Annotated in this window: 19 protein-coding genes, 1 pseudogene and 1 CRISPR repeat array; of the genes and pseudogenes, 12 read left to right on the top strand and 8 right to left on the bottom strand. The window is 72.7% G+C overall.

Features of this window, described 5'->3' with window-relative positions; translation table 11 throughout:
* Positions 1-27 precede the first annotated feature (27 nt).
* A CRISPR array of direct repeats spans positions 28-1,339; the repeat unit is 29 nt; unit sequence GTGCTCCCCGCGCCCGCGGGGATGGTCCC.
* 151 nt (positions 1,340-1,490) lie between these two features.
* Positions 1,491-2,240 carry a hypothetical protein gene (locus LPA54_RS16760; protein WP_228978461.1) on the bottom strand — a complete coding sequence of 250 codons (750 nt, stop codon included), beginning with the start codon at positions 2,238-2,240 and terminating at the stop codon, positions 1,491-1,493.
* A 670-nt stretch (positions 2,241-2,910) separates the two neighbouring features.
* Between LPA54_RS16760 and LPA54_RS16755 the strand changes: the two genes are divergently transcribed.
* Positions 2,911-3,135, top strand: a complete 225-nt coding sequence (locus LPA54_RS16755) for a hypothetical protein (protein WP_228978459.1) — start codon at positions 2,911-2,913, stop codon at positions 3,133-3,135.
* A gap of 954 nt (positions 3,136-4,089) precedes the next feature.
* Here the strand turns inward: LPA54_RS16755 and LPA54_RS16750 are convergent.
* From LPA54_RS16750 to LPA54_RS16720, 7 genes and pseudogenes are all read right to left on the bottom strand, one after another.
* Positions 4,090-4,395, bottom strand: coding sequence for a helix-turn-helix transcriptional regulator (locus LPA54_RS16750; protein WP_228978458.1), 306 nt, complete (start codon positions 4,393-4,395; stop codon positions 4,090-4,092).
* 77 nt (positions 4,396-4,472) lie between these two features.
* Positions 4,473-4,940 carry a deaminase gene (locus LPA54_RS16745; RefSeq protein WP_228978457.1) on the bottom strand — a complete coding sequence of 156 codons (468 nt, stop codon included), beginning with the start codon at positions 4,938-4,940 and terminating at the stop codon, positions 4,473-4,475.
* Positions 4,940-5,620: a dihydrofolate reductase family protein gene (locus LPA54_RS16740; RefSeq protein ID WP_228978456.1), complete on the bottom strand. Its 681-nt coding sequence runs from the start codon at positions 5,618-5,620 to the stop codon at positions 4,940-4,942. The genes LPA54_RS16745 and LPA54_RS16740 overlap by 1 nt, the downstream gene beginning before the upstream one ends.
* A 4-nt stretch (positions 5,621-5,624) precedes the next feature.
* Positions 5,625-6,554, bottom strand: a complete 930-nt coding sequence (locus LPA54_RS16735; RefSeq protein ID WP_228978621.1) for a DNA-binding protein — start codon at positions 6,552-6,554, stop codon at positions 5,625-5,627.
* Between the two features lie 282 nt (positions 6,555-6,836).
* Positions 6,837-7,055: pseudogene (locus LPA54_RS16730) on the bottom strand (helix-turn-helix domain-containing protein); the annotation flags it as partial.
* A 115-nt stretch (positions 7,056-7,170) separates the two neighbouring features.
* A complete protein-coding gene (locus tag LPA54_RS16725) occupies positions 7,171-7,758 on the bottom strand; it encodes an ATP-binding protein (protein ID WP_228978455.1) in 588 nt (195 codons plus the stop codon).
* Positions 7,755-8,513 carry a GntR family transcriptional regulator gene (locus LPA54_RS16720; protein WP_228978453.1) on the bottom strand — a complete coding sequence of 253 codons (759 nt, stop codon included), beginning with the start codon at positions 8,511-8,513 and terminating at the stop codon, positions 7,755-7,757. The genes LPA54_RS16725 and LPA54_RS16720 overlap by 4 nt, the downstream gene beginning before the upstream one ends.
* Before the next feature lie 337 nt (positions 8,514-8,850).
* On the opposite strand from LPA54_RS16720, the gene LPA54_RS16715 reads away from it, so the two are divergent.
* The 11 genes from LPA54_RS16715 to LPA54_RS16665 all read left to right on the top strand — a co-directional run bounded on the left by LPA54_RS16715 (position 8,851) and on the right by LPA54_RS16665 (position 16,596).
* Positions 8,851-9,711 carry a hypothetical protein gene (locus LPA54_RS16715; protein WP_228978451.1) on the top strand — a complete coding sequence of 287 codons (861 nt, stop codon included), beginning with the start codon at positions 8,851-8,853 and terminating at the stop codon, positions 9,709-9,711.
* A 253-nt stretch (positions 9,712-9,964) separates the two neighbouring features.
* The gene (locus LPA54_RS16710) at positions 9,965-10,306 is read left to right on the top strand and encodes a hypothetical protein (protein ID WP_228978449.1); all 342 of its coding nucleotides are present in this window, start codon (positions 9,965-9,967) and stop codon (positions 10,304-10,306) included.
* Positions 10,307-10,311: 5 nt separating this feature from the next.
* Positions 10,312-10,575: a WhiB family transcriptional regulator gene (locus LPA54_RS16705; RefSeq protein ID WP_228978448.1), complete on the top strand. Its 264-nt coding sequence runs from the start codon at positions 10,312-10,314 to the stop codon at positions 10,573-10,575.
* 78 nt (positions 10,576-10,653) lie between these two features.
* Positions 10,654-10,821 (top strand): hypothetical protein, encoded by a 168-nt coding sequence (locus LPA54_RS16700; protein WP_228978446.1) that lies wholly within the window; start codon positions 10,654-10,656, stop codon positions 10,819-10,821.
* Positions 10,822-10,984: 163 nt separating this feature from the next.
* A complete protein-coding gene (locus LPA54_RS16695) occupies positions 10,985-11,467 on the top strand; it encodes a hypothetical protein (RefSeq protein WP_228978443.1) in 483 nt (160 codons plus the stop codon).
* Positions 11,468-11,582: 115 nt separating this feature from the next.
* Complete coding sequence (locus tag LPA54_RS16690; protein WP_228978441.1) at positions 11,583-11,969, top strand: hypothetical protein; 387 nt, start codon at positions 11,583-11,585, stop codon at positions 11,967-11,969.
* A gap of 194 nt (positions 11,970-12,163) precedes the next feature.
* Entirely contained in the window at positions 12,164-12,475 is a 312-nt protein-coding gene (locus tag LPA54_RS16685) for a hypothetical protein (RefSeq protein WP_228978440.1), read from the top strand.
* A gap of 120 nt (positions 12,476-12,595) precedes the next feature.
* Positions 12,596-12,982 (top strand): hypothetical protein, encoded by a 387-nt coding sequence (locus tag LPA54_RS16680; RefSeq protein WP_228978438.1) that lies wholly within the window; start codon positions 12,596-12,598, stop codon positions 12,980-12,982.
* 96 nt (positions 12,983-13,078) lie between these two features.
* The gene (locus tag LPA54_RS16675) at positions 13,079-15,658 is read left to right on the top strand and encodes a hypothetical protein (RefSeq protein WP_228978436.1); all 2,580 of its coding nucleotides are present in this window, start codon (positions 13,079-13,081) and stop codon (positions 15,656-15,658) included.
* Positions 15,659-15,811: 153 nt separating this feature from the next.
* Positions 15,812-16,291 (top strand): hypothetical protein, encoded by a 480-nt coding sequence (locus tag LPA54_RS16670; RefSeq protein ID WP_228978434.1) that lies wholly within the window; start codon positions 15,812-15,814, stop codon positions 16,289-16,291.
* Positions 16,288-16,596 (top strand): hypothetical protein, encoded by a 309-nt coding sequence (locus tag LPA54_RS16665; protein WP_228978433.1) that lies wholly within the window; start codon positions 16,288-16,290, stop codon positions 16,594-16,596. Before LPA54_RS16670 ends, LPA54_RS16665 begins: the two co-directional genes overlap by 4 nt.
* Positions 16,597-16,674 lie beyond the last annotated feature (78 nt).

Here is a 16,674-nt window from a genome sequence, read left to right as displayed (position 1 = left end):
CGTGGGTAGAGTCGCAGGTCAGCAAGTGTGCTCCCCGCGCCCGCGGGGATGGTCCCGCGGCGATCTTCACGTACGTGGTCACCGCGACGGTGCTCCCCGCGCCCGCGGGGATGGTCCCGGGGAAGTGGACCGAGCACGAGGTGGCGCAGCGTGCTCCCCGCGCCCGCGGGGATGGTCCCGCCTGCATCTCCGACTCGCCGTACTCGTCGTCGTGCTCCCCGCGCCCGCGGGGATGGTCCCGGCGGCCGGCGCCTGGCGAAGACGATGCGGTTGTGCTCCCCGCGCCCGCGGGGATGGTCCCTCGACAACGGAGAGAACCTGCTGGACCTCGCCGTGCTCCCCGCGCCCGCGGGGATGGTCCCCCCGCCGCCTCTACCGCGTCGCCGGCCTCGACGTGCTCCCCGCGCCCGCGGGGATGGTCCCCCTGTACGCGTGGCTGGCGTCAGCGGCGGAAGGTGCTCCCCGCGCCCGCGGGGATGGTCCCCCCAGCCCGGCGCGCGGCCTCCGCGGCGGCCAGTGCTCCCCGCGCCCGCGGGGATGGTCCCGTCCTCACTGCGCAGGGTCCCCTGCCCCTGGCGTGCTCCCCGCGCCCGCGGGGATGGTCCCAGCGGCTGATTACGCAGCATTTCGTCAAGAACGTGCTCCCCGCGCCCGCGGGGATGGTCCCCCGCCGTCGGCCGCCGCCGGGCGTACTGCCGCGTGCTCCCCGCGCCCGCGGGGATGGTCCCTACCTCCCGGTCGTCACCGAAACCGATCACGGGTGCTCCCCGCGCCCGCGGGGATGGTCCCACCAGCCGCAGCCACTCCGAGCACGACCGTCCGTGCTCCCCGCGCCCGCGGGGATGGTCCCGGCTACTACGCCCGGCTCGGCGTGCCGCCGACGTGCTCCCCGCGCCCGCGGGGATGGTCCCCCATCGTCTGGCCGCGCTTGGGGACGACGCCAGTGCTCCCCGCGCCCGCGGGGATGGTCCCGCCTGGCTGGCCGACCCCGAGGGGCACGACGAGTGCTCCCCGCGCCCGCGGGGATGGTCCCGATCCTGGCCAGCAGGGTGACCCCCGCGCCGATGTGCTCCCCGCGTCCGCGGGGATGGTCCCACCCGGGACGGCGAGGCCAGTCGGTGGGGGTTGTGCTCCCCGCGCCCGCGGGGATGGTCCCCCCTCCTGCGCGGCCGGCCGCGGCATCCGCGAGTGCTCCCCGCGCCCGCGGGGATGGTCCCCTTCGCGCCGCCGGCGTCCGCGCTCCAGGAGTGTGCTCCCCGCGCCCGCGGGGATGGTCCCTCGGCGTTCCAGTCTGGCAGTTCGGCGATCTCGTGCTCCCCGCGCCCGCGGGGGTAGTCCCCGCGCGGGCCCGGCCCTCCGGCTGACACCCGCCCTGTCGTCTCCGTACCGCGTGGGTCGTTCAGCCGGCCGCGGCAGCGAGATGGGCGTCCTGGTGTCGTCCCGGCACCCGCGGGGTAGTCCCCACGCCTAGATGTGCGACTCCTGGGACATCAAGCCACCGCCCCGGCGAGCTCCTGGACCCGGTGTCGGGCGCACACGCTGCGGCTCGGAAGAGGCGGGCGGCCGCACGGGACGTTCCCGTCCCGGCCCGAGCAGACCCGCTCCGCGCTCGCGCCGGAAGCCGGGGGCGCCTGAGCGGCGGCTTCCTCCCGGCACAGCTTGCACAGACCGTCCTCGAGGGCCCGGCCGGTCAGCATGATCCGCGCCCCGCAGTCGCCGCAGGAGCCGCGCGGCGGACCGTCCGGGACCCGCTGCTGCACCACCATGGCCGGGGCCGGCCTGGCGATCGCGTCGTCCAGCTCGCACGCGGCGCACTGCCCTGACGGGCCGGGTCGGGTGCCGTGCTCGGTGCACAGGCCCTGGGCGATGTGCTGCTCGCGCTGCCGGGCGGCGGCCTTGTCCTGGACGACCTCCGTGCAGATCTCGCACGTAGCGCCGGTCCACCAGATCACACCGGTCTCGCAGTCCTGGTAGCCGCAGCCCCACCGGGGCAGAGCCACCCCCAGCAGCCAGCGGCCCGGGTCCCGGATGTCGGAGAGCATCACCTTGGCCAGCCGGGCGGTCAGCCGGTGCTGGAGCCGCTCGGGGGAGGTGCCCTCACGCAGCTGGCGGCCCACTTCCCGGGCCACCTTCCGCGCCACGAAGTCGTTCACCTGCTCCAACAGGCAGTGCACGGGCTCCAGCACGGCGTAGATCCGCGCGTTCATCGTCAGACGCGGGCCGTCGTACGACCGGGCCACGGCCCCGCTCCGGCTACGGTTCTTCGGCTTCGAGGGGTAGGGCCGGGTCTGTCCACCCGCGCGAAGCGCGAGACCACCGTCACCCGCAGCAGCCGCAGCTTCACCACCGGCCGGGTTCTCCACAGATCCAGCGGCCCCAACCACCTGTACCTCGCCTACGGCGGGTGACAGAAGCGCGCGCCCGTCATCAGGTGAGTCAGTCATAGGTACTTCCCTATTCGCGAGGGATCCCTCACCAACCGGGGAACCCGATCCCTCACCAACTTGGGAACTGCCCGACCTCTCAGAAGGACTGTTCACCGCCGCCTCAGCGGCCTCCGAAGCAGCGCAGCCACCGTCGGCCGGGACGTTCGCGCGGGCCTCTGGAGCGAGGTCGTGCGCGATGTACCGGTGACGGCCCCGTGCCCCCGCCCGTCTCTGCACCGTTATCCAGCGCACCGCCTCCACCTCGTCCACGACCGCCGACGCCGACGTCACCGACAGCGCCTCGCCGGCCTTCATGCCCGAGTGATGTCGAAGACACGAAGCGAGCTCTGCCTCCGTCAACGCGATCCCCCGCGCCTGCGCATACGCAACCAGCGCGTACACCCGAAGCTGCCGAGGCGTCAGGTCCTCCGCGGCCGCCACCGGCAGCCACACGAACGCCTCCTCACGCGCCATCGCCCGCACCGTGCGCACCGCAGACTGCCCCGTCCCACCCGGCAGCGTCCGACGCTTCGACAGCAGCTCCACCACACCGTCCGGGCCCGGACGGCGTAGCTGCGTCATCCCCCGCTCCACCGACGCGTCCGACAGCCCCAGATACGACGCGATCGTCTCCGTCCGCGCCTGGCAGCCCTCCGGCCGCGCCGCGAGTGCCTTCACCTTCACGTACACCGACAGCGCCACGTCCTGATAAGCCGCCGACCAGACCAGACGCATCGGCACCCGAACCCGCTGCCGACGAACCAGACCGGCCGACGCAACCATTGACTCCACCGCAGCACTCACCGGCCCACCGCCATGACAGAGCTGGGCGCGGACACGGGCAGGCAGGTGTAAATGATCACCCCGGCAGCCTTGCGCAGGCCGCCTGTGGACAGAGCCCGAGAAGTGGCGAGACCTCCGATCCCTCCCGCCCGGCGGGTAGGTACTTCGGATCGCGTCCCGCCACACGGGACGGAGGCCTCGCGGACGCCGCCGTCGACGGAGGTGTCGAAGGCCTTGGAGAGGGGGTGTACGACCGGGGCGGCAGGCACCGCGACCGCGCTCACCGATCCGCCCCCGAAGAGGCTGACCTTGTGGCTTCCTGCCGGAAATCCAACTTCCGGTACGAACGGGATATATCTGGTCGAACGGGATGCCGATCCCGTCACACGGGAAGCGCTGGCGGCACGAACCGGCCGGAATCGGACACGGTCGAGCTGACAAGGGGACACCACATCGTGCACTATGAGAAACGACCTGCTCTCCATATAGCTGGACGACCGCGCCCCTCGGGGCTGGTCGACCGGTGGGTGGATGTGACGGGTGAGCCCCCCTTCGTGAGAAGCGGGGCAGACACCGATCGGGTGGGGGGAGATTTCTCCTCCCCTCCCGGTCCTGCTGAACCGCGAAGCCCCTGTGGTGGGGGCCCGCGAGTGATGCGGATCGGTATGGAGTGGCTGTGGTGGCCGCTGGCGACCGGTGGTGGTGTGGCCCTGATGAGGGGCCGGATACAGATGGGCGGCTTGATGAGCCGCAGCTCGGAACCGGCTGCAACCGGGACCTGAGCGACCGACTCGGGTTGTGAGCCCGGTCGGAGACGGGCCGCGCGAGGCCAGCGGGTGGTTAGTCCGCTGCTTGGCGCGCGCGGCCGATGGCCACTAGGTCATCCCGACCCCCCTTCGGAGGTCGGCGTCGGCATGCCCTCATTCAGCTCAGTGGCTTCGGGGAAGCGCTCCGCGAGTCGCTTGAGCAGGTGGATGTAGGCGTCGCGCTGTGGACGCCGGGGGATGCTCTTCCCCAGCTCCCAACGCACTACGGCAAGGCGCTTCACACCCACCGCGTCCGCGACGTCCTGCTGCGTGAGGTTCGCGGCGAGGCGCAGTTGCGCGCGTACGCGCGGCGGTGGAAGGACGTCGTCCAGGCCATCCAGCAGGGCATCGACCTGTTTCAGGCGGTCCGGGTCCGGCATGGCGCAGCCTCTCAAGATCGATGGATCTCTGAAACATACACCATTTGATCTCTGGCGGGGTGCGTATACCCGCGCCCTCATGCGAGGTCCCCCAGGTGGGCGTTGGCGGCCTTCGCGGCCGCCGTCAGCTCGGGCAGTTCCACGACCGTCACCCCGGCTTCCACCAGCTGTTCATAGCCGACACAGTCGTCGACGAACAGGGTCGGCTCGCGCCAGGCGATGACGACGCGCGGGATGCCGGCCTCGAGGATCCGCTGGGCGCACGGCGTGTGGGAGGCGCTGCGCTGGGAGCAGGGCTCCAGCGTGCTGTAGATGGTCGCCCCGGCGAGCCGCGGGTCGTTCGGGGGGAGCTGGGCGAGCGCGACTTCCTCCGCGTGCTCGCGGGGGCCGGTCGCGCGGGAGTAGCCGGCCGCGAGCTCGGTGCCGTCCTCGCCGACGATGACCGCGCCGACCGAGTAGGCGCCCGCGGCGGGAGGGCACAGCGCAGCAAGGTCGATCGCACGCTGTATCCAGCGCAGGTCCTGGTCTCGATCGGGCGCATACATCAGCCTCGCTCCTTCGGGGCGTAGCGCAGCAGCACGACGTCGCCGATCGCGCGGGCCTCCAGCAGACGCATCCGGGAGGTCGACCCGCCCGGGTAGTCGGCGGCGCCCAGGAACTTCGGGGCGTCGGCCTGGCCCACCAGCAGCGGGGCGACGGCGAGGTGGACCTCGTCGGCCAGGTCCCGGGCCATGAGCTGGGTGTGGATCGTGCCGCCGCCCTCCACCATCAGCTGCTTGACGCCGCGGCGCCCGAGCTCATCGAGGACCAAGCCCCAGTCGAGGTCGGGCCCGACGCTGACGATGTCAGCGAGGTCCCCGAGCGTCGCGTGGACCTTTTCCACCGCGCTGTCGACGGTGAAGACCAACTTGTCGCCGCCGTGGTGCCAGAACTTCAGGTCGGCGGTGAGGTCGCCGGTGCGGGTGACCGTAACTTTGAGCGGGTAGGCCGGCTTGCCGTCGGCGACGCGCTGAGCACGGCGTTCGTCGCTGTTGACCAAGAGGCGCGGGTTGTCCCGGCGCATGGTGTTCGCGCCGATCAGGATGGCGTCGGACTCCGCGCGGACCTGGTCGACGCGGTGGAAGTCCTCAGCGTTGGAGAGCAGCAGCCGCTCGGAGCTGGTGTCGTCCAGGTAGCCGTCGACCGACACGGCGGCGGACAGCAGAACGTACGGGCGGGCAGTCATCTGCTTAGGCTTCCGTTTCAGTCTCGTGGAAGAGGGTGGAGTCGAAGGTGGCGCGGAACTCGGTTACGGCCGGCTCCCGCTGCCAGGGGATCAGGGCCTTGTCGAGCCGGACGAGCTCGTTCGTGATCCTGCCGGAGCCCGTGTCCTCCGCGACGGTCAGCGCGTGCATCCCGAGGGCGGCGGCCTGCTCCGGGGCGCGGGCGCCGGCCAACGCCACGGCCTGCCGCGCCATGTAGACGCCCCGGTCGCGGTGGTAGCCGTCCGGCATCAGCCGGATGGCCGCGCCGAACGCGTCCGCGGCCTGGTCGTGCTTACCGAGGGCCTCGAGGCCCTGGGCGCGGTGGACCTCCACGTACGAGGCGTTCAGCCACACGCCCCACGGGGTGGGGTCGGCGGCGGCGCCATCGAGGGCGTTGCGGACGTCGTCGATCGCCCGCTCGCTCTCGTCGGCGTCACCGCGCAGCGCGTGTCCGTACGCTTCGTAGGTGCGCGCGACGGCGACGAGGCGGCTGCGCGGCCGCGCCATGCGCTGGGAGGCTTCGGCGAGGTCGACCACGTCGACCAGGTCGGCCGTGTCCCCGGCCAGCTGTGCCTTGCGGGCCATGACGTACGTGGTCAGGTCGTTGTCGCCGACGGTGTGGGACCACTGCATGGCCCGGTCCAGCCAGTACGACGCCGCCTGCGGGTTGCCCAGGTCCTGGTAGAGCCAGGACAGGAACTCGCCGTACTGCGTCTGGAGCTCCATCAGGTCGCGCCGGTCGGCGCCCTTCGCGTCCCTGCGCAGCTCCTGGATGACCTGGATGTGGTCGCGCACTGCGACGACGGCGTGCCGGGGCCCGAGCAGGTTGTCGTTGTCGATCAGCAGGCGGCGGGTGCGACGCAGGTGTTCCACCGGCGTCGAGCCGTACGCGTACGCGACCCGGGCCTTACGCACCAGACCGGGAACGGCACCGGAGTCCGCGAAGGCCGGCGAACCGACGCCGACCGCAGCCGCAGCCCCGAGCCCCATCCCCGTGCGCAGCAGCGCACGCCGATTCAGAGCCACCCAAATCACCGACCCATCAGCTAGACGACACGGGACCGAGATCCCTTCGTCCGACGCTGCCTGGTCGGCCACGGCGAAAGCTAGGTCCACCGATGATCTGGCCACATGGCCCGGGGGATTGGCCACATGGCCACGCTCGTCACCGATCCGCTCCCACAGGCGGAGCAGCATGCCGCTGGCGCCCAACTTGTCGTCCAAGACCACGGCCTGCGACCGGTCGGGCGTTCGCTCCGCTCGCTCGAATCGTCCCAGGTGGCTGTGGTCGATACGAGTGATCTTGCCGAGCTCGCGAAGGCTTAGTCCCCGTGAGGTCCGCAGCTCCCGCAGTTGGTACCCCCAGTTGTGCAAGGGCGACACCCAGGGCGTCAGCTCCCTCGGCTTCTGTGCCATCCCGCCCCCAACCTCGTGGCCTATGTGGCCAGATGATCCGGCCACATGTCGGATCTGGAACTCCCGAGTGTGGCGGACCTAGAACCGAAACGAACGGTCCGCCGACTCGGGAGGCTCAGTGTTCTACGGTTCCATCCGCCTCCGGCTGCTGCGCGCGGCGGAGCAGGGCGAGGACGCTGTCCGGATTGCCGTCGTACACGAGGTGCGGCTCGTCAGCGGTCGGCGGGGAGAAGCGGCCCGCATGCCGAAGGAGGTCCGCCTCAGAGAACTCGATCGAGTTCGCGTCGACCAGCGACCGCTCGTTCCGCTTCCGGATCCGGTCCCAGCGCACCTCGTGCGGGAGCGGCAGGTAGATCAAAATGGGCTCACCGCCCGCCTTCACCACAGTCGCTGCCCACTGGGCCCGCTCCTCCGGAGTCCAGAAGCCGTGGTCGACCACGACGTCGTGGCCCGCCGCCAGGAGCTCTTCGAGCTCAAGGGCGATGTCCTTGAGCACGGGTGCCTCTCTGATCCTGAACTGTCCGCGGGGGAAGTCCCGGCCGTAGTGGCCGTAGCGGCGGAACATCTCCTCGTCGGGGCAGAGACGCCGGAAGCCGGCCTTCTCCAGGGCGCGAGCGAGGGTCGTTTTGCCCGCGCCCTGCAGGCCCGACATGAGGATCGCGCGAGGAGTGGGAACCGGGCCGCCGACGGTGCGCCCGGTCATCGCAGAACCTCGGACGTGGTTCGCCGGGTACGGCCGGGGGCGCCCAGGTCCACGCCGTACTCCAGTAGCTCGCCGTCGGCGTCCAGGAAGCGCGCGGTCAGCACAAGGATCGCTGCGACGGTGTCGGGCTCCAGTTCCAGGAGCTCGAGGTCCCGGGCGGTGGCGATGCGTGCCGTCTCCTCATCCACACGCTGTACGACGTGGCGGCCAGTGGCTTCGGCGATGAGGTCCAGCGACAGCCCGCCCTTGAGGCGCTCGCTGCGGGCGAGCTCGGGCAGCGCCTGGGCGAACTCCGCCGGGATCCAGGACGTTGAGTGGGAGACGATCCCGTGAGCATCTCGGTAGACACGGCTTCGACGAATCACATCCTCACCAGGCTCGATGCCGAGCGCATCCGCGACGTCCTCGGGGGCCGGCACCATGCCTGCGGTGTGGCCGGAGGATTTTTCCCCCACGCCCCAGGACGACTTCGTCGTGGCGCTCCGATCGTGGCGCTCCGATCCGGATGCGAGCGACACGGGACGCGCCATGACCTCGGTGCCAACGCCCGGGATGCCGTTGACCAGCTTCTCGTCGCGCAGCAGTTTCATGGCCCGGTCGGCCGTTGCGGTGCTGACCTGCCACTGATCTGCCAGGGCGCGGATGCTGGGCAGCAGGTCGCCCGGCGCCAGCTCCCCGGAGCTGATGAGGTCGCGGTAGTGACCCGCGATGCGCGCGTATGGCGGCCGGTTGTCGGCCCGCGGTTGCCCTGGCATGTCGCCTCGCCTCCTTCACTTCCGTCTAGGTGCCTCACTATACCGCTTGACACCTGAGGGTACCTGAGGTAACCTGATGTAGGTAAGACGGTGATCCCCCGGGAGCACCGCGTAGTCGCACCACCGCAGTTTCTGCAGCCCGTCTCTTCGGAGTCGGGCAGGTGGCCGGAGGCGGTAGCCAAGACCAAACCCCTCAGGCCGGCGGAACTGCTTGCAACCTCAGCGCTGATGCGCTGTCTATCCGCCGGGACACGGGCCGCTGGCTCGTGGACCTGGTGGGTGGAGAGAGCATCCGCCCCCGCGAACACCCCTCCCCTTCTCCTGCCGAGGAGTCGTTATGCCCGAGCTCGCCCTGCCCAAGGCCGCCAAGCGCCGGGGCCGTACCCGTACCTCCCGCGTCAGCCCCCTCGACGCGATCGTCCTCTCGACCCTGTCGCCCGGCCACATCGACATGCGGCGGGTCGCGTCCACCCAGAAGCGCCGCATCTCGCTGGTCTGCCCGGCCTGCAAGACCTGGGTGGCCGTGACCCCCCACCGCGGCACCTACCTGCTCAAGCTCGTCCCGCACCACACCGGCCGGGCCGGCGTCGACGCCGCGATCCGCTGCAGCTCCAGCAACCGCCTCGTCGACGTCGACATCACCCAGGAAACCTGGAACCGCCAGTACGAGGAGTGGGCGCGCGAGGAGCGCCTCGCGGTCGACCTGACCCGTCACCGCCGCGCCACCGTGCAGACCCTCAAGGTCGCCCGGCCGCAGGAGCGCCCCGCGGACCGGCGAGCGCAGTGGGAGCATGCGGTGCCCGCCGCCCGCCGGGCCGACGCCGCCCGTGCGGTTCCCGCCGACGCGATCCCCACCACTCGCGGTCGGGCCGTCGACGGACCCGCCGGCGCCCCGCTGGCCATGGCCCGGCAGACCGCCGGGGACGGTCGCTCCGTCCGCGCCCTGGCCACCGGCACCCTGCGCGCCCTGGCCGACGCCGGTACGGACCGCTCGGCGAGCGACATCCTCGACGAGCACATCGCCCGCGCCGCCTACACGCACCTGGCCACCATCTGGCGTCGCCCCCTGACCCTGGCGGACCAGTCCGAGCACTCCAAGCTGGTGGCCAAGGTTCGGGCCGCGCTGCCCGTCCCGGCCGCGGGCGAGACCGCCGCCGCGTACACCGCCCGCTGCCGCAGGCCCGCGCTCGCGGCCTGACCCGCACAAACTATCCCCGGCCCCGGCTGCGCCGGACGATCCGCTCCGGATGCCGCCGCGAGTACGCCGCCGCCTGACCAGTCGACCCGGACGGACGCCCACGATCACCGGCCACCCCCTCCTGCACTCACGGGGGTGGCCGGTGGTCGTGGCCGGTCGTACGACCAGCCAGCACAACGACAGCCCCAGGGATTGCGCCCCTGGGGCTGTCTTCGCAGGTCACCTGACAGAGAGGCAGACCTACATGCCCAGCATGACACGCACCCCGGCCCCGTCCGCGCCGCGGGCCCGGATCCTCGACGACATCGAGCGCGACGACAACGCCCGCGGTCTGGAGCCGGACGACGACGCCGCGTTCCACCGGCTCGTGCAGCACCTGGTCGCGGACGGCGACCGGCGGGCCCGGCTCGCCGGGCGCCGCGCGCGCCGCACCCTCGCCGAGCAGGCGCCCGACCACGGCCGCCGGCTGCTCCTGACGGTCGGTCGGCCGGTGTCGGCGGCGGAGGACGCCTGCCCGATCTGCGGGTACTGGCGCTGCCGCTGCGTGAACGCCGGCAGCGGCGCCGCCCTGCCCGCCTCGGGCGCGGGGCGGTGAGCGGCGTGGACTGGCGGCACCGCGCGGCCTGCCGCGCGGAGGACCCCGACCTGTTCTTCCCTATCGGCACCACCGGGCTGGCGGTCCTCCAGGTCGAGGAGGCCCGTTCGGTGTGCCGGCGCTGTCCCGTGATGGACCGGTGCGGGCAGTGGGCGCTGGCGACCGGGCAGGAGCACGGGGTGTGGGGTGGGCTGTCGGAGGACGAGCGGCGCGCGTTGAAGCGCCGTGCCGCCCGCCGGGCCCGTCCGGGGCGGGGGGTGTCGGCATGACCGACGCCGACCGTGAGCGCATGGAAGCCGAGCTGCGCCGCGTCAACGAGCAGTCGGAGCAGCAGAGGCAGGTGCGCGGTGGCTGACCGTCTGTACCAGCGGTACATGGCGGCCAGCACCGCCTACCGGACCCACACCCGTACCTGCGCCGAGTGCACGACGACGTCGCACTGCACCACCGGCGAGCACCTGCTTCGGGCGCTCGCCGAGCTGCAGGACGCCTACACCCGGCAGCTCCGCCGCTGACCGGCCTGCCGGCTACCTGATCCGCCCCGGTCCCGCCCCCTCCGCGGAGGGGGCGGGACCGGGGCGGTGAAGGGAAGCGGCCCGCCCTGTGCCCGGCCCCGTCGCCGCCCCGTTCCGCCGAGACCTCGGAGAGCCCATGCTCCGCTTAGTCCGTACGACCACCTTGTCTGACCTCCACGCCGCCCTGGACGAGGCGCGCGCCGAGCGTGACGCCGCCCGCACCGAGGCGGCCACCGCGACGGACTCCGCCATCCGCGCCGAGAGCGTGGTCGAGTCCCAGCTCCACCAGCTCGCGCGTTCGCACGCCGACCGCCTTCAGGCCGAGCGCGACGCCGCCCGCGCCGAGGGCGAGCTGGCGGCCCTGCGTGCCCAGGCCTTGCTGGACACCGAGGACCGCGCCGTCCTGCGGGCGCTGCTGCGCACCGCTCGTCGGCGAAGCACCGCCGACCGCGTCTACGCCCTGTTCCGCCGCGGGGCGCTGCACAGCGTCCACGCCACCCTGGAGGCGGCCGAGGCCGCGGCGGAGGCGGAGGGCGCGCCGCGCAGCGGGTGGGCCACGCAGCCGGCCGGTGCCGGGACGCCCTCGGCCGCCGAGGTGGCCTGGCGGGTACAGCCGCTGCCCCTCGGCGGTCTCACTACTGCCTGACGCCGCGTCTGCTGGCTGCCTCCTCCGCCCGTATCGACCCCGCCGCGGGGCCGGTACGGGCGGGGCTGAGGGGAGCCGGACAGCCCGGCCCGAACGCCCTGACGAGGAGATCACCATGGTCTACGACATGAGCCGGTTCGGTGGGGGCCGCTGGACCAAGAGCCACCCGAACCGGGTCTACACCGTCGGCTCGACGGAGCCGGTGCTCAGCGTGCTCGACGTGCGCGGCTTCGAGCTACACGACCTCTACCTGGTCGGCCTGAACGACTCCTGCGGCACGCTGGTGCTGCCGACCGAGTCCCGGGCGCAGAACGCGGCCGCCGCGCTGGAGCCGGCCTTCGCCACCCGGGTCTACCTCTTCGGCAGCCGGGACGGCGAGGACGTCTGGGCCACGGACTACACGCGGCGCGCGCTGGACGGCACCGAGCTGTCCTGCTTCGTCACCAGCCTGACCCTCAAGGACGGCAGGCAGGTCATCAAGGACGGCCGTTGGGTCCGCTGACCACTCCGCTTTCCGCCTGCCGCCTGTGGTCGCCCGCACAGGGCTGACCCCCGCCCCCTCCCGGCCCGTCGCCCCGGCTGGGTGCGCCGCCCGCACCACCGCACTCCCCCAGGCCGGCCGCCCGTGTGACGGGCGGCCGGTCTTTCACCGCTCCGCGCCCGGGCAGGACCCGGGCCACGCCACTGGAGGTACGGATGAACGCCCGCTCCGGCCGCGGCTGGACCGCCGCCGACTACGACTCCCAGCAGGTCCTCCTCGAAGCCGGCTGCCGCGACGCCGCCGCGCGCGTGGCCCGGGCCCGCCGCGCCCACCCCCTCCGCCACACCCTGCGCACCCTCCGCCCCCAGCCGCGGTCGCGGCGGCAGGTCATCGACTGGGACGCCGCCCGCCGCGCCGCGGCCGCCGTCGCCCGCGGCGACTTCGACGAGGCAACCCGGATCGCCGACGCCACCACGGATCCCCGCGCCACAGCCGTCGCCGCGTGCCGGGTCCTGGACGCCGCCTGACAATCCGCCGCCTGGCGGTTGCCTCCCCCGCCCGTCCCGACCCCCATCGCGGGGGCCGGTACGGGCGGGGCCGAGGGGAGCCGGACAGCCCGGACCACCGCGACGCAGAAGGAGCACCGCATGCACCACTCCCACTCCCCCGAGCCGGCCGCCGGTCAGGCCGCCGCCGTGTTCAACAGGGGTGACTTCGTGCTGTACCGCGACCCGAGCCGGTTTTGGGCGGGCGAGCCGGGCCACACCTTCCCCTGCCGCGTCGAGAAGGCGTGGGCGAGCGGCGACTACGAGCTGACCGAGCTGAAGACGCTGCGTCCGATCTACGGCGCGTTGCCCCAGTACATGCGGCTGCTGCCGCCGGCCGACGCGATGCGCGACATCGACACCGCTCCCCTGCAGGCCGACGGAGCCGCCGCGGAGATGACGTCGGCCGCGATGGCCTGGCTCGCCCAGCAGGGCACCCGAGCCGACCAGGGCCCGCGGCGGCGCGAGCTGCCGCCGCAGCGCGGTTGATACAGCGATCCCCCGGGCCCTCGGCATTCACGCTGCCGAGGGTCCGGGGGACCGGTCACGACCCTACCGACCGATCTGTAAGAGAGGACAACTCCTGTGGCATCGAAGACCGCCACCCGACGCAGGGCGGCCGCGAAGGCTGGCCGGAGCGGACGGGGCCCGGCGTCGCCGACCGCGTCCCCCGCTCCGGCGCCCGCCCCCGAGACGATCGCCATGCCGCCGGTCTGGCCGGAGGCCGACCCGGCCCTGGCCGACGCCGCGGACCGCGCCGCGGACGTGCGGGCCCTTGCCGCAGAGGAGGCCGCACGGGTCCTCGCCAACGGTGAGGTCCGCGTCGACAAGCTGGTGGAGGCGGCTCGCACGCAGGCCGCCGCGATCACCGAAACGGCCACCGCCGACCGCTCCCGCATCCTGGCCGCTGCGTCGGCGACCGCCGAGCGGCTGCGTGCCGAGGCCGCCACCGCGGCGGCCGCCGACGCCGAGCGGTTGCTCGGTGACGCGCGAGTCGAGGCCGCCGCCCTCACCCAGGCCGCCACCGAAAGGGCCGAGGAGGTCCTGGCCGCCGCTCGCGTCCAGGCGCAGCAGACCGCCACGGCGGCAGCCGCCGACGCCGAGCAGGTTCGGGCCGCGGCCGGGCAAGAGGCGGCGCGGGTCACCGCCGCGGCTGAGGCCAGGTGCTCCGAATTGCTCGCTGGCGCGGAGCGCGCCGCGGCTGACAGTCAGGCCCGCGCCGCGAAGGGCGCCGAGGAGGTGGCGCAGCGGGCCCGGGCCGAGGCCGACCGGCTTGTCCAGGAGGCGAAGCGGGCAGCGGCCGCGCGGCGGGAGGACGCTGACCGGGAGCGGCAGGCAGCGAAGCAGGAGGCGATCCGGCTGCGGCAGTTGGCGCAGGAGGACATCGCCCGGCAGCGCCAGCAGGCCGCGGAAGACGCCGAGCGGGCCACCCGCACTGCCCGCGTCGACGCCGACCGGCTCCTGGAGCGCGCCCGCACCGCGGCCGCGGCTGAGCAGGAGCAGGCAGCCGAGGCGCTGGAGGAGGCCCGCCGCGAGGCCGAGGAGGCCGCCCGGGCACAGCAGCGGGCCGAGGAGCTGCTGGTGAAGGCGGCCGAGAAGATGCGGCGGGCGACCGACCGCACCGAGCGGCGACTGGCCCGCAAGAAGCTGCGCCGCCAGGCCCGCACCGAGCGCTTGGAGGAGCGGGCCGCGCGCCGTGAGGGCAAGCCCACGGCGGGCGAGTGGTTGAGGGAGTGGGCGAAGACCAACACCGAGCGGCTGCTGGTGGTCGGTCCGATCACCGCGCCGATGGCGGTGGCTTGGACCGGGCAGGCCGGCTTCGCCGAGGACATCCTCGGCTGGGTCGCCCCTTTCACGATCCTGTTCGCCGCCGCGTGGGAGCTGTCGACCGCGTTCGTCGGCTGGATGTACCACCAGGCCCGCAAGGTCGGCGATGCCGGCCTGCTCTACCGGGTGTCGACGTGGGTCTTCGCGGTGGGCGCCGCGGTGATGAACTTCTGGCACGCCTCCGGGCAGACCGTGGCCGGCAGCAGGGTCTGGGACGCAACCGCGAAGGAGTGGACGCAGCAGATCACCTACTGGCACTTCACGCCGAAGGCGGTCGCGTTCGCCGCGATGTCGATCGTCGGGATGGTGCTGTGGGAGCTGTACGCCTCGCTCATCCACCGCAAGCAGCTGCGCGAGGACGGGAAGGTCGCCGCAGCCCGTCCCTCGATCGGGCTCGTTCGCTGGCTGCGCTACCCGCGGCACTCCTTCACCGCCTGGTCGCTGGCGATCACGGACGCGTCGCTGACCACGCTGGACCGGGCCTGGAGCGCGGCCGAGACCAGTCTCGCGCGCAAGGAGACCCTGCGGGCTGCCCGCAGGGGAGTTCCGCTCCCCCGGTCCTACCGGGTGGTCCCGGTCTCGGCCGGTCTCACTCCCGCCCAGATCCCCCGTCTCACCGCCCAGTTCCTCGGCTCCGGTGGGACCTGGACCGTGGAGCGGATCGAGACCGGGACCACTCACAGTGGGACCGGGCCGGGACCGGAGAAGACCGAGACACACCCGGGCGAGACCGGGACCAGCGGGCAGGGAGCGCTGGGCGAGACCGGCGCGCGCCGCGCCCTTCCCGCCGGAGCGCGGCGGGAGACCGGATCGGCCGCCGCCCCGGGTTCGCGAGACCGCAGCGAGACCGGCAACGCCCCCGGGACCACCAGGGCCCACACCACCTCGACCACCGCCCGGGAGACCAGCGGGACCAAGGAGACCCGCGAGACCAAGACCGGGAAGACCAGCGAGACCAGGACCCGCGAGACCAGTGAGACCGGCGAGACCCGCACCGGGTCTCCGGGAGAGACCGGCGAGACCAGCCCGGCCATGACCAGGAGCACCGGCGAGACCGGGACCGGGACCGGGCCCGCCGGGGAGACCGGCGAGACCACCCCGGCCGAGACCGGCAATACCCGCGAGACCGGTAAGAGCGGGACCGTGGTCCCGCTGGGAGACCCCGAGACCGAGACCCGCCACCTGCTGGACCTGATGAGGTCTCGCGGCGGCGCCGACAAGGTCTCGCTCGACGACGCCATCACCGAGACCGGTCGCCCCAAGTCCACCGCCGCCAAGCGCCTGGCCGCCGCCCGAGACCAGTACCGCACCCTCCCCCGCGTCCTCCACACCCGCTGACGCAAGGCCGGCACCTGCCGGCCTCGACAGGCCGCAGGTCTATCCGTCCGGCACACACCAGTGAGGGCCAGCCCCAGGAATCGGGCTGGCCTTCGCTGCGACTGCCGGAAGCAGTCGACACACCCACCAGCACCCCAGGAGGGAAACCCCGCCGTGAACAGCAACAACGACCCGAACCACTCCCCCCTGCGCGACGTCGCGCAGAGCCCGGAGGCGACCGCCCGGTATCTGGCCGATGTCCAGCGGGTCCTGCTGGACATCGGCAAGAACCTGGAGACCCTCGCCCACGAGACCCGCGTGCACCTGCGCGACACCCACGTGGAGGGCGACCGCTGGTACCACGCCCGGCTGCGCGCCATGCCCGTCGAAAAGGCCCTCGGGCAGGTTCTCAAGAACCTGAACAACCTGACCGCCGGACTGGAAAAGAGTGCCTACAAGCGCCGCGCCCACGACGAGGCCGTGGTGAATACGGCCAAGGACAGGAAGGAAAAGGAGCTGGAAAAGCAGCGGAAGAAGAACCCGCCGGTCCTCCAGGCCGCGCCCAACCCACCGCAGCAGGGTGCGCAGCCGCAGAATTCCGGCTACAGTGGCCCCACGTCGATTTACGACCTCGGTAAGAGGGAGTCGGCGTGACGCGCCCCCTCAGCAGCATCGAACGCTCCATTCAAGGGCGGAACAGCTGGCTGCAGGAAGAAGAACGCAAGGCGATCGAAAGTCGCGGAGATACCGGCCGGATGGAATTCTGGCTCCGAGTCACCCGGACTGAAATCACCAGGGAAGTCAAAGCCGGTCGCGGCGATGTCCTCACCGCATTCACGCTGGTCTGCCGCCTCTTCAAGCTGGTGCTGGAGAAGCGGCAGGCGGGCGACCCGCGGCTGTTCGACCACCTCATGCAGTACGCGGACACCGTCCTGAAGCAGCACGGCCCGCGTCACTGAGCGTCACCCACGAAGGCCCCGCCGGGCTCCGGCGGGGCCTCGCGCGCGTAAAGCGTGCACACGTGCACGTGCACGCGC

Origin of the sequence: Streptomyces sp. DH12, from assembly GCF_020873895.1 — a bacterium.
In the GTDB taxonomy this organism is placed as follows: domain Bacteria; phylum Actinomycetota; class Actinomycetes; order Streptomycetales; family Streptomycetaceae; genus Streptomyces.
The sequence above is the reverse complement of the archived record's forward strand: the minus strand, read 5'-3'. Positions and strand labels throughout refer to the sequence as shown.

Excerpts from the sequence above, each read along its gene's own strand:
- LPA54_RS16715 (WP_228978451.1), top strand. The coding sequence starts at position 8,851 with ATGCCCGAGCTCGCCCTGCCCAAGGCCGCCAAGCGCCGGGGCCGTACC.
- LPA54_RS16720 (WP_228978453.1), bottom strand. The coding sequence starts at position 8,513 with ATGCCAGGGCAACCGCGGGCCGACAACCGGCCGCCATACGCGCGCATC.
- LPA54_RS16690 (WP_228978441.1), top strand. The coding sequence starts at position 11,583 with ATGGTCTACGACATGAGCCGGTTCGGTGGGGGCCGCTGGACCAAGAGC.
- LPA54_RS16680 (WP_228978438.1), top strand. The coding sequence starts at position 12,596 with ATGCACCACTCCCACTCCCCCGAGCCGGCCGCCGGTCAGGCCGCCGCC.
- LPA54_RS16725 (WP_228978455.1), bottom strand. The coding sequence starts at position 7,758 with ATGACCGGGCGCACCGTCGGCGGCCCGGTTCCCACTCCTCGCGCGATC.
- LPA54_RS16710 (WP_228978449.1), top strand. The coding sequence starts at position 9,965 with ATGACACGCACCCCGGCCCCGTCCGCGCCGCGGGCCCGGATCCTCGAC.
- LPA54_RS16745 (WP_228978457.1), bottom strand. The coding sequence starts at position 4,940 with ATGTATGCGCCCGATCGAGACCAGGACCTGCGCTGGATACAGCGTGCG.
- LPA54_RS16740 (WP_228978456.1), bottom strand. The coding sequence starts at position 5,620 with ATGACTGCCCGCCCGTACGTTCTGCTGTCCGCCGCCGTGTCGGTCGAC.
- LPA54_RS16685 (WP_228978440.1), top strand. The coding sequence starts at position 12,164 with ATGAACGCCCGCTCCGGCCGCGGCTGGACCGCCGCCGACTACGACTCC.
- LPA54_RS16750 (WP_228978458.1), bottom strand. The coding sequence starts at position 4,395 with ATGCCGGACCCGGACCGCCTGAAACAGGTCGATGCCCTGCTGGATGGC.